Annotated in this window: 6 protein-coding genes; all 6 read right to left on the bottom strand. The window is 41.0% G+C overall.

Translation table 11 applies throughout. The annotated features are described in order from the left end of the window. Positions 1-182: 182 nt before the first annotated feature. Positions 183-740, bottom strand: coding sequence for a riboflavin biosynthesis intermediates N-glycosidase (locus M3G15_RS20505; protein ID WP_258956291.1), 558 nt, complete (start codon positions 738-740; stop codon positions 183-185). A 590-nt stretch (positions 741-1,330) separates the two neighbouring features. Next, on the bottom strand, positions 1,331-2,047 hold the full coding sequence (locus tag M3G15_RS20510) for a hypothetical protein (RefSeq protein ID WP_127576415.1): 717 nt from the start codon (positions 2,045-2,047) through the stop codon (positions 1,331-1,333). A gap of 1,056 nt (positions 2,048-3,103) precedes the next feature. Next, positions 3,104-3,493: a DUF5071 domain-containing protein gene (locus tag M3G15_RS20515; protein ID WP_028539437.1), complete on the bottom strand. Its 390-nt coding sequence runs from the start codon at positions 3,491-3,493 to the stop codon at positions 3,104-3,106. Positions 3,494-3,534: 41 nt separating this feature from the next. Next, the gene (locus M3G15_RS20520; RefSeq protein WP_028539438.1) at positions 3,535-8,745 is read right to left on the bottom strand and encodes an RHS repeat-associated core domain-containing protein; all 5,211 of its coding nucleotides are present in this window, start codon (positions 8,743-8,745) and stop codon (positions 3,535-3,537) included. Between the two features lie 10 nt (positions 8,746-8,755). After that, positions 8,756-9,637 (bottom strand): hypothetical protein, encoded by an 882-nt coding sequence (locus M3G15_RS20525; RefSeq protein WP_028539439.1) that lies wholly within the window; start codon positions 9,635-9,637, stop codon positions 8,756-8,758. Between the two features lie 15 nt (positions 9,638-9,652). Continuing rightward, positions 9,653-11,422 carry a fibronectin type III domain-containing protein gene (locus M3G15_RS20530; protein ID WP_260071924.1) on the bottom strand — a complete coding sequence of 590 codons (1,770 nt, stop codon included), beginning with the start codon at positions 11,420-11,422 and terminating at the stop codon, positions 9,653-9,655. Between the last annotated feature and the right edge of the window lie 353 nt (positions 11,423-11,775).

The raw sequence follows: 11,775 nt of genomic DNA on the forward strand, positions 1-11,775 counted from the left end.
TTCAAGGGAGCGATTATATATGAAATTTCATATAGAATGGGCCAAATCCGCCATATTTGAGCGAATATATTCGATTTTTCATATATATTTCCGTTTCGGCGAAATACTCACACCCCCATTCCACACGACAAATTGGGATAATAACAATCCTTTATTATTTGTGGGAAACAAGGGAACACCTCCTAGACTTCTCGCTCTTCCCAACCTAATGGAGGAATAAAGTAAGCATCGTACTGCTCTTTCGCCAAGTCCGTTAACTTCTCCTTCCACTGCCAGTACTCATCCAGATAACTTTCCCCCTTCCCCATTCGCCAAAATAAGCTGGTTGGATCCTCTTCCGGAAAAGCCACCCAAGGAGGTAATATAAACAATGCTTCTTCTGAGCCGGATAATTTTTCGCGAGTTTCCATCAGGATTTTGCCGAGCCAATTTGCCCCAGACCCATCGCCGTTGTCACCCCAAAAGCGGTCATTCCTCGTATTTTCAATTAGCAAGCAATCTCCCGTAGATACTAGCAATCCCCTCAGTTCAGGATGCTGTTGGAATTTCGCCTCCACTGCTTGTCGCATGATTTTCAACTTCACTTGCTCCCAATCACTTAGAAGCGGCCGGGATCGATCTCTCCCCATCTGTGCAGCTTGAAAAGGGGTTTCCGCTTGTCTAATCGCTTCCTCATGTTCACTCCCCGCAAACTTCTGTGCCTGAAAAATAATGCTCCGACGTTGGCCAGACCTTATCATTTATCTCAATTGGATAAAGAGCAAAGTTGGTAAATTGTCCATAGGGACGATTTGTTTCGTAAAATCGGATCACTTTCTGATCCGCACGGACTTTCAACAACTCATTTCGGATGGACTCCGCCTTTTTTAACATTTCCTGTGCAATCCTTTGGATGTCATCCCTGTCTTCACCTCATCTCTCCGGCAAAGAATGTACTGGGGTGAATATCGATGGTTGTCAGCCTTCGTGCCCCTATTCTGATTCAATTTTCCAATTGAACATATCTTTAAAATCTTCGAAACAGCTTGGACAAACCCAATAGTATTTGTCTTCCGTTGCGTAACCTTTATCACATTCCTCAGGGAATTTTTTTCCAACAAAACTCACAATGGTCATGATCCCATGATTGATTCATAAGTAGGTAATTTTGAAATACCATCTTCTTACCCAATAAGTACTTTGCTTGGTTTCTTATGCGCCAATCGTTCTGATGGCTCACTATGATCATCACTTTCCTCATGTATAGGTGAATATTTGCATCACCCACTTTGGATAATTCTCCGTATCAAGGCTTACCATGAAAAAGTGTCTTAGCTATTTTATGAAATCTTTAATGATTACCCTCTACTATGCTCTTAAAAATTTTCGGCGGAATCGTATAATCCAGATTAATGGTATGAATGCTCTTTTGATAACGGGATATAAAGCCTTCAACATAACGGAATAATTCCTCAAAATAGCCCTCCACACTTGGATTGATACGGGTTTCATTCCAACTAAGGTGATACAAGCCCCAATCAAACAAACGTCTTACTTCTGTCTCAAGCTTAGTCGACACAACTTCCGTTCCTCTTCCACCTGGAACTTTTAGTTTTAGAATTATGCTATCCAATTTCATGAGCATTCTAATAAGCTCTAGTGCATCCTCGGCGTACACATATACATTTTGTATTAAGGCATCGGGCCATTTCGTCATCAGATCTGCTCTCACATTTGGAGGAAGGTTTAAATAATATTCCTGATTTTTATTCCAATACACCTTTCTAATAACAAGAGGTGACTCCTTCCCGCTCTCATCAAGAAAGTTACGGTATTCGGAAAAAAACGACCATGAAATGATACTGTCTGCGGTCCATACTCTGCATCTTAACACCTGTTCCAAGGTTTTCTCTTCAGATAATTCATTCTCTTTACAGTACATAAAGATAGGTTCTTCCGTTAAATAATGCACCATAGCTTCTTGTCTTAACAAAAATAGCGGAGTGATTTTGGAACACACTTCTTCACTATGAATGGAATTACAGCTTCCTTTCACACTTTGACTCAAATTATGACTTCCCCCTTGGAATTGATACACTTGCATTTTGTAGATGATATTATTTATGAAAAGAAAAATGAATACACTTTGCATAACACTGGTCTGTTTCTTCTCTTTTGTCTAATTACGGACAATAGTATACTTCTTCCATGTTTACTTCATCACCTCTTGTATAACTGTCATATCGTCATCGTACTGGATAAGTTCGCGATGTTGGCGCCATGAAGTTAGTAAGTAATGAAAAAGCAGCAGGTGTACTCCCGCTACTTTTTTGTGTGATCCTGAGCATTTCATAAGCCACTAAGTCCACATCATATCGATCCGCATCAACAAATTTAGTTAATAGCAAGCCTTATAGGCTTAGGTTGAACCAAGTCATTACACCACGAAAACGATGTTTCCATAAAGGCTGTCCGTGTTGATCCAAACACCAGATGTACGATTCTGGCTTTCTTTTCTTGACTTCAGTATACAGATATACCTGATTTCTTTGATCCAGTATCGGATTAAATCAACAACTCATTTCGGATGGACTCCGCCTTTTTTAACATTTCCTGTGCAATTCTTTGGATGTCGTCCATGTCTTTACCTCATCACTCTGATTAGCAAAGTACTTAGGAAGTGCGTGATGACAGCTACAGTAGGTAATTAGTACAAGAGCAGCAGGTTATGTCCCTGCTGCTCTTTCCCAGGGTGCTTTGAGAATATCGATGGTTGTCCGTTGTCGTCCCCCTATTCTGATTTAACTTTCCAATTGAACATATCTTTAAAATCTTCGAAGCAGCTTGGACAAACCCAATAGTATTTTTCTTCCGTTGCGTAACCTCTATCACATTCCTCGGGGAATTTTTCCAACAGAACTCACAATGGTTATGATCCCATGATTGATTCATAAAAAGGTAATTTTGAAATAACATCTTCTTACCCAATAAGTACTTTGTTTGGTTTCTTAAGCGCCAATCGTTTGGTTCAATCATTGTGATCACGTTCCGTTTCATTTATTACCACAGATCCAACGGATTAAGTTCTCATCAGCCAATTCTGGATTGTTAAGGCCAACTGTGGTCATTTTGATTGTGCGAGTAATTCCTTGGCAATTTCGGGTATGTCGTATTCAATGAGATCTTTATTTTTTAGTTGAGCGAGCCTGTAAAGTTCCTCTTTTAAACTAGAGATAATCCCGGTGTCAAGTTTCCTAATTAAGTGCCACAAAATATTTTGTATCCAGTCGTAATCATTAGATTCTAATATGTCTTTTAATGATGGAATTAAGTCTTGGCCTAGTGGAATTAACAATTCATCAATAATTAAGGGGGCTACAGGCCAGTTTATATCCTTAGTCCATTCTAATATTTCCGGTAAAATCAACTTTAGTTCAGCCTTAGATAAAGTTTTTAGTAATTTAATCGAATCGTAATCACTTTTGTCTTTAGGTAAATAATTTGCAACATCCATTTATTAGTACATCCTCTTTCTTATAAATATTGTTTTTTTCACTACTTTAATCTTACTGAAATGCTCTGTAGTATTTTAGTTAAGTAGTAGGGTTCACTACCATTGTTTTTTACTGCGTCTCTTGAAGACATCCAAATTTGATGTTCAATTGGATCTTTAGCAAGAATCAGTATATGATTAGGGTTTTTGGGATCACTCTTTACAGTAAATACTCCTGTCTTTTTAACCAACTCTATAGAAGTAACAGTGAAACTTTTCCAATCTTTACTTGCTTGTTTAAAATAAGATAGCCCGTTTGCATCTATTACTGGCCTTGGTGTCAAGTTTACATCACCGCCATTTCCACTCCTAAAAATTAGAGAATGTTTATCATTATTAGTTTTAGTAGAAGAAGAGGTGGCTTCCAACCCTAATATAGTCGCTAATCCTGCTGCTTGGATAACCTTACTTAGTAAAGATGATGTATTACCGCTTATCGGCAATGCGACTTCATTTTTAATTATGGTAATAAAATTATTGGTTTCTTTAGAAATCGAGTTAGCATAGTTAACTGCAGCCTGCTTTTGATTGTTATAGATATTAATAATTTCCGAATACGACTTTCCTTTATTTGCATAATATAATGAATCCGGTACGTATTTGTTATTATTTGCTGGATTACTACATTGCCCTGCATGCGAATATGTTTTTCCATTCACTACTGATTCACACCAATAGCCGGTTGGATCAATATTATTCAACGGTTTATTCTCAACATACGTATACAAATTCAAGCTCAGCGGATTTGTTACGCTGCCTTCATACGTATCCTTACTTATAAACCGTCCTGTCGCAGGGTCATAGTACCTTGCCCGCAGGTAGTACAGTCCAGTTTCCTCATCCTGCATTTCTCCAGCGTACTTGAAGACGTTCTGGATTTGTTCTTCCTGATGGAGGATATTTCCCCACTCATCATATTGGTAACTGTTAACCGTGTTGCCTGCTTCGTCAACGATTTGCACCACGTCACCGTGGCCGTTGTAAACATAATAATACTTTTTGTTTGTTACAGCATCTCGTTTGGCCAACAGACGGTCCGGACCCCAAACATAGTTCGCCAAAGCCTGATTGTTACCATTTGCTTCTGTTATCACCTTACCACTGTTATTGTAAGCATACCGAACTTTTTCTGTCACAGGTGGAGGAGTTTGACCAGAAGCATCTGCAGGTTCTCTTGACGTCGTGGTCTTAGATAACCGCAGCCCTTGCATCTCATACTCAAATTCGGTTGTAACATTTTCTTTGGTTACACTTTTCAGCTGATCCCAGACATTAAAGGTGTAGGTCTGCTCATTAGTGTCTTCAATAAGACTGTCACCTTGCAAGGTTTTGCGGTTTCCGCGTGCATCGTACGCATATACGATCATTTGGCCAGACGGGCGTTTGACTTGGGTTAACCGATCCAACTTGTCGTACTGGTAAGTGGTTGTCCCGGTCGAATCCGTCACAGATATGATATTTCCATTTGCATCGTAAGCATACTGGAATTCAGACAACAAAGTGGCGCCTTTTTTGTTCGTTACTTTGAGCAGTCTACCAATTCCATCATAGGTGTAATCAGTGATTAAATAGCTACCATCCGAGAGTCTAGGATAAGTGACTCGCTTCAGTTTACCGTCCGGTTCATAGGTATACTGCGCATTGGCATTTTCCGCGGCTGTGACTTGATAAGAACCGTTAGTTTGAACACGATTGATCCTGGTCTTATCGTAGCTGTAATGCGTAAAGTAATCAAACGCGTCAGCGACGTTTTTTAGACGATTCGCATCGTCGTATTCGTGGCGAACGATGGTAACCACACCGTCATACACGTTGGCTTTGTAGGTCTGAGAACCATAGAAGTTGTAACTGTTGTATATGGTCATGAAATTCGATCCGCTGCGTTGTTCTTCCTGCCGTGAAGGTCCAAACAGCGTAAATTGATATATATTCTTGAGTGTGGTCGAACCCGCGACTTTCGCAATGTTTCGGCCGATATCGTCATAAAGGTAGTTGATCAAGTTGTTGTTCGCGTCCTTGCGGAGCGTAATCTGCCCCAGTTTATTACGGGAAAAGGCATCCTGATTGGCAGCCGGATCAGTACTCGTTTTCAGGAATCCCGTCTCGTCATAAGCTTTGGTCGTTGTCCAATTTCTCGTGCCGTCGGTCTGTGTGGTTGATTGCAATTGCCCCAGTTTGTTGTATGCATAGCTGGTGGTTTGATTTAATGCATCTTGCACCGCAGTCAACCGGCTAAGCTTGTCATATTGATAACGGGTCGTATTACGATTCGGATCTGTATATGCCATCACATTACCTAAGTAATCATAAGCAAAATCCTCTTGGACTACGTTTGTCGTACGATTTGGCCAGTTAGGAAATGCCTTTAATGTTATCTCTCGTCCCCATTGGTCGGTGTAAGACTCGAGCACATTCCGCTTCAAGGTATCCTGAGGGTTACTGCGGAAGGCAGCGATATCGCTGGCAGCAACCAGATAGGACGTCATTTTCCGGTCAATCAGGTCGTAATCGCTTCGATACAAGTTACCGAACGGGTCAATCGCTTCAAAGGCACGTCCCCATGGATCATAGTCTGCCGTCGATACATTGCCGACGGTGTCGATCACGTATTCTGGCCGGGCCATAATATCATAGTGGTATTGGGCCAGAACTAACTCGCGCATCGTATAGTTGTCAAGTTGACCGATTAATACGGCATTTCCGAACCCATCGTAAAATTCGTGTTTAATGTTTTCATAATTAACCGCGTTATCATTTAAGCGTGTCGACCTCGTATAAGAATCGATCCGAGTCGTGATCAGGTATTTATTTTCATCGTCAAAATATTCCGGGCTGTTATCTACAGTTTGATCATGGTATTCGATGACGTCTTCAATCTGATAACGCTCACCATTTTGATTGTTATTCACCGGATAAATCGTTTTGGTCAAACGCCCATACACATCATATTGATATTGCGTCGTTTTGTTATCTGCGTTTGTTTCTGAAGTCATGAGTCCAAGTAAAACGTTATATGTTCGTTGAACTGCTGTTTCGGTAATTTGCCCAGAATCATTGGTATAATAGGATTTTATTGAAGTCGGAAATAATTGATATGAACCGCTCTGACTGTAATAAGCGACAGTTCTTGCTGTTTTACCATTTTCCAATGGGATTAAAGTTTCCAAGGTTCTACCGTCAGCAGCCTGCGTGAAATTATAGGTTGTGACTTCGCCATTTGCATTTTGCTCCGTTTTTAGGCGGCCCTGAGCATCATACGTATAAAGTTCGGTTAATACCGTACCGGCATCTTTATAGTATTGGATCTTGGTTGGTAGTTTGAAATTGGCATCATACTCATAGGTCGTCGTGTGTTGTGTGACCATTGCAGCATCATTAAGCTGAGTCGCCGTTAACGGACGCGTTTCGCTCTGTAGGTCGCCCCAACTATAATATTTATAGGTTTGGTACAGCTTGTTCTCCCGGGTTCCACTGGTTGTTTTTGTTTCAACTTTCGTTGGCTTATACTTGAATGCTGTATCATAGGATTGAACAGTTTCGGTGATTTTCTCTCCGTTTGATGCTGTATGCTCGGTCATCAAGAGCTGTTTCTTCCCGTTAAACGTAGTTCTAATTTTCAAGCCATCCTGATTCAACGACTCTGAACCGAAACGATAGCTCTCCGGGATAACCTCTTCGACTTTATAAGTTGGGTAACCGGTGACATCACCGAAATACGTGTAATCCAATTTATTATACAACCCTTGAGCATAGATCCCTTTACTTGGGTCATCATAGTTATAACGGTTCAAGCCATCAAATCTAGATGTAACTTGAAATGCTTGATATGCCCCTTCCCCACCCCAGTTCCGGGTAATAACCTGATATTCATAGAAGGATGTAGAATGAGGGTACATCGCATACTGCAGCAAATAAACTGCAGTCCCCGCCTCTGAACCGCCTAATGATTTACTTATCGCACTGAATTTTTCAGAAGCCAAATAGTAGTTGTAGTAAGTGTTATAACCATTTAAGTCCGTAACTCGATATAAGTAAGGTTCATAACGTTTACCTATCAATGTCCCGTTTTCAAAAATGCTGACTTCTTCCCTCTTCTTGGCATAAGTGATTGTTTTCTTCTCCGTCGTGGAGGGATGGCTAACGGTTATCGTGATGTTCTCGGTCATATTCTGCTTGTCGAAATTAGGATCACTCAAGTTACTCTGATAAGCAAAATCAATATTGCGTCCAATCGAATCCACGATTTTCGATATTACTGGGTAATTTTTTCCGTTCATCAAGCGATTGACATGTGTGAATTTAATCTCGTTTCCAAAACGATCCTTAATTCCTAATAGTCTTCCATCAGAGCCAAAGTAGGTTTTCTTTTTGTTCTGATCCACAAGCACATAAGTTGAAGTCATTTGACCGTTCGTATAAGTTGAGTCTCTTAAAAGCTCAACATCAGTACGACCGTAGTCCTCCAGTTTGCCTTTATTACTGGCGTCAAACTTCACAACATAGGCTGCACCAGTACCATCATGGTAATGAATATATGACCCCTCGATTTGCAAAGAAGGGAATGCCATCGACCAACCTCCGCCTAAGTCGTAACGTTGTCGGCTATAGGAGTTTTCATCAGGATAAATTTTCGTTGTGGTCGTATACGAGTTCTGCACATACTGAACCGTTTTATACTCGATGTTATAGTCAATGTATCTTCTACCGCTGTCCGGTTGATTTTTCAAATAATGATCTGCAACGTTATACGCTGAGGTTTGATCGGCATAATAACCCGGAAAATACGTTGCGTATTTATTTGTCGCGATATCCCAATAGAGCAGCGTTACATAATAACCTGCTCCGGAACCGACGGTTTGGGACGAACCGGAAGTAACGGTTACTCGCTTTGTACCCACTTCGGCCTGACTGGAGTTGTACAATCGTCCCAAAGTTAAATCCAGGCCATCCTTCCCAGGAAGAGTTAAGTCAATCTCAGAGAGCGTAAGAGTTCCAGTCGCTGGATCAATGGTTTCGCTGACGCCGCTGCGGTCAGCTAGATTTGGTTTATTCGATTCATTGACTAGTTTTGGGGTTACAAGCCCGTTAAGCACCTTTTCCAGTTGCTTATTATCGATTTGGGCATGAACGCTGGGGGCACTCACTTGCGAGCCAATAATAAAAATCAAAATAGCCACTACAATATTTTTGAAGCATGATATGGCTTGTCTCATCAAAATACCCCTACTCCTTCCCTGCCAAAGCTTGTTTACTAGCCTCTTTCGCAGCTTGTAACTGACGGAGAAGCTCCGTTTCAGAAATGCCTGTTTCCTTGGATAATGAACGAATTCGCTCAAGGGTATCCGTATCTACAGAAGATGTTATTGTCTTAGCATTATTGGTTTGCATCAGTTGTTTTTCCGATTTCGATTGATAACTGGCGACAGCTTTTTCCCCTCCGGTTTTGTAGGCACCAAGCAACTCAGCCACTGTTCCTTTTCCGGTGTCGTATGCAATGAGCAAATTCAGGATATCCTCATCTTTTAATTGTTCCTTTTTGAATTGCGCATACGGTTGAGGATGAGCTTTTGCTAACTCGTTAAGTTGCTTCTGCTCCATCTCCTGTACCAAAATCACCTCTAACTCATCCCAATCTAGTCCGCTGTCTGCTTTGCGTTTCGCCAGTGCCATCGGATCTATGAGCTGCTTATTCGCTAACTCATCTAATCGATACAAATCTTCAATTGCGTATCCCTCCGAAAGGAGTTGTTCCATCTGATCTTGAGTTACTTGATAAAGATCTTTGGCATCAACATCCACCGCCAACGACTTCGTTATACTTGGGTTAACCTTGGGCTGAATTTCCACACTTTCATACACAACTTGTTCTTCACTTTGGAAATTCTCAAATGGGGATAGATCGTTATTAAGCTCCACTGTGATTGACGGTTCTTGATTCGGTACCTGAACGATGTGTTCAGTAGACGGTCCCCCGTGAAGAGCTTGATTCCATTGTTCTACGACCTCCTCGGCAAAGCCGATCGTTCCCGGGCCAATTAAGGAGGCCATTAACCCCGCGCAAAGCGGCAGTGCTAGCCATTTACGATTTGCTTTGTTCATCTTCATCCTTCTTTCACCCCTTTATGGATTTAACTGCGTTTTTACCGTCGTACGTTTGAGCAAATTCCCGTTTCGGTCGTAATCATATTGAGTTTGATAGCGATAGAGCCCTTGCTCATATTCCGTCCGGACTAGCCGGTTCGCATCGTCATAGGTGTATTGTTTAAGGGGGGAAATACTCCAACGCAATCGGTAAGGGTCAGAGCTAATCGGCATTCCATCCGCCACTGAAACCTTGAGATATATCACAGAATTCTGAACCAAATAAACCGAAAGATCGGTGTCTTGGCCATTAACAATCTGCTTAACGGCTAGTGGTTGCAAATTTGCATCGAACAGGTCCAGTCTGTACTTAGTTCCGTTAGGCGCTAACAATGTCAAGAAATAAGTATTGCTTTGTCCAACCGATAATTTATAAAAATCTCGATCAGTAGAGCTTGAGATATACGATTCATAGAGCTGGGAAACATTCATGACGGTTGCTGTTTCCGGTGCATCGTTTGGTTCATAGGTATCAAGTGCCGATACAGAAAGGTACATCGCGTCAAGACCCAAAGAATAACCAGCACTATTTGCATTTTTATCTGTCACTTCAAAACGTATCGTATGTTCCGCTTTATCATCTAATCTGATCGGTAAAGTTACTACCGAATCCGTACGTTCCTCAATTTCATATAAATCCAAAGTCTGCGTTACAGGCTCGCCATCAATCAGGATCTTGATGATTCCACCTTCCGAAGACTTCTCCATTCTTAGCTCTAGATCGTAAATTCCTTGTGTTGCAGTGAATGGAAACTCCACAAAGTCACCTAATTGATCGGCAGGATAGTTAGCAAGCAAACCCGCACTAAATTGGCTGTTTTCCAACAAATTTGGGGCTTCGCCAGTATTGGTTACAGCTGGCATATTTTCAAATTCGTACACCACTTTTCCTGAGAGTGTGCTTACAATGATACTTTCACTAAAATCAGATACAGCTGAGTCCTCAGCAACCGTCCTCATTTTGAGCGAATAGCTAGTACCAGGTGTTAACCTAGTCAAGGTATAAAAAGTCTCGTTTCCAGGAACAGAAGCAGCTAATACGTCATTCATGTAAATTTCATAGGTTACACTTGTGGTGGTAGGCACATCTGTCGAAACTTTCCAAGACAAATTGATCGTTGTATCCGATTGGACATCTGATCTAAGCTGAGTGGGTGGACTTAGTGGTATAGCTACAGGCTGAAGGGTTGAAGCTGATAAGGCCTCGCTATAATCTGATAAGGAATTGTCCTGCCCCTGCGCCCTAATCTTAAAGATGTAAGTTGTTGCTGGAGCCAACCCGGTGACTGTAAAGTTGTATTGATCACCGGTAGCTGTCCCTACTAACTGGTCGTTACAAAAAATCTCATAGAGTTTAATTGTTTCGGAGATTGAGACGATCTGCCATTCCAAATGAATCTCTGTATCCGAAATCGTTCGTGCGTGAAGTAGGGTAGGTGTTGGGATTGTTGTAGTTTCTGGGAGCGGATCTTGTGGATTTATGTCTGGTTGTGCTTCTTGAGGGTTTTGAGTCGGGTTTTGTTGAGGAAACTCGGGCGCGTTTTCGGTCTGAGGATTGGATTCGAGTCGCTCCTCACCTAATGGCAGCTCCTGCGTACCCGTTTCTTTCACTGAAATTGCTTTCTGGCTTTTTGCTGCTATAGTAGTAATTTGTCGTACTTTTGACTTGTCCGCAAATACGCTGGTGGACGATAGCGTCAATAGAACGATAACTAAAACAACAGCTATTCTCCTAGCAAATACTGACAAATAACATCACCCTTTCTGTAATATATTTCCTATAATATCATATTATATTTTATTTAGAATACTATTCTTCCATTGGGTTATAGTGTATATTAAATAATTTGGGATAATTTCACTATTTAATAAATATTTTGTATTTCAATTGTTAAAATATTTGCATTTGTAGGAAACAAAACTCGTCAAAATATATATGATTTTTCGAACATAATTCGCTGCAAACTACCCATTTGGCGGAAATATATTCGATTTTTCACATAAAATCTCAAAGTTCGGGCTGCAAGGGCACTAGCCTTGCACCAAACCTGACATGAGAAATTACAGAAAAATTGTTTGTAAAATATCCTAAATATGGTTGA

The sequence above is a fragment of the Paenibacillus sp. p3-SID1389 genome (assembly GCF_025151705.1).
GTDB classification, from domain to species: domain Bacteria; phylum Bacillota; class Bacilli; order Paenibacillales; family Paenibacillaceae; genus Fontibacillus; species Fontibacillus phoenicis.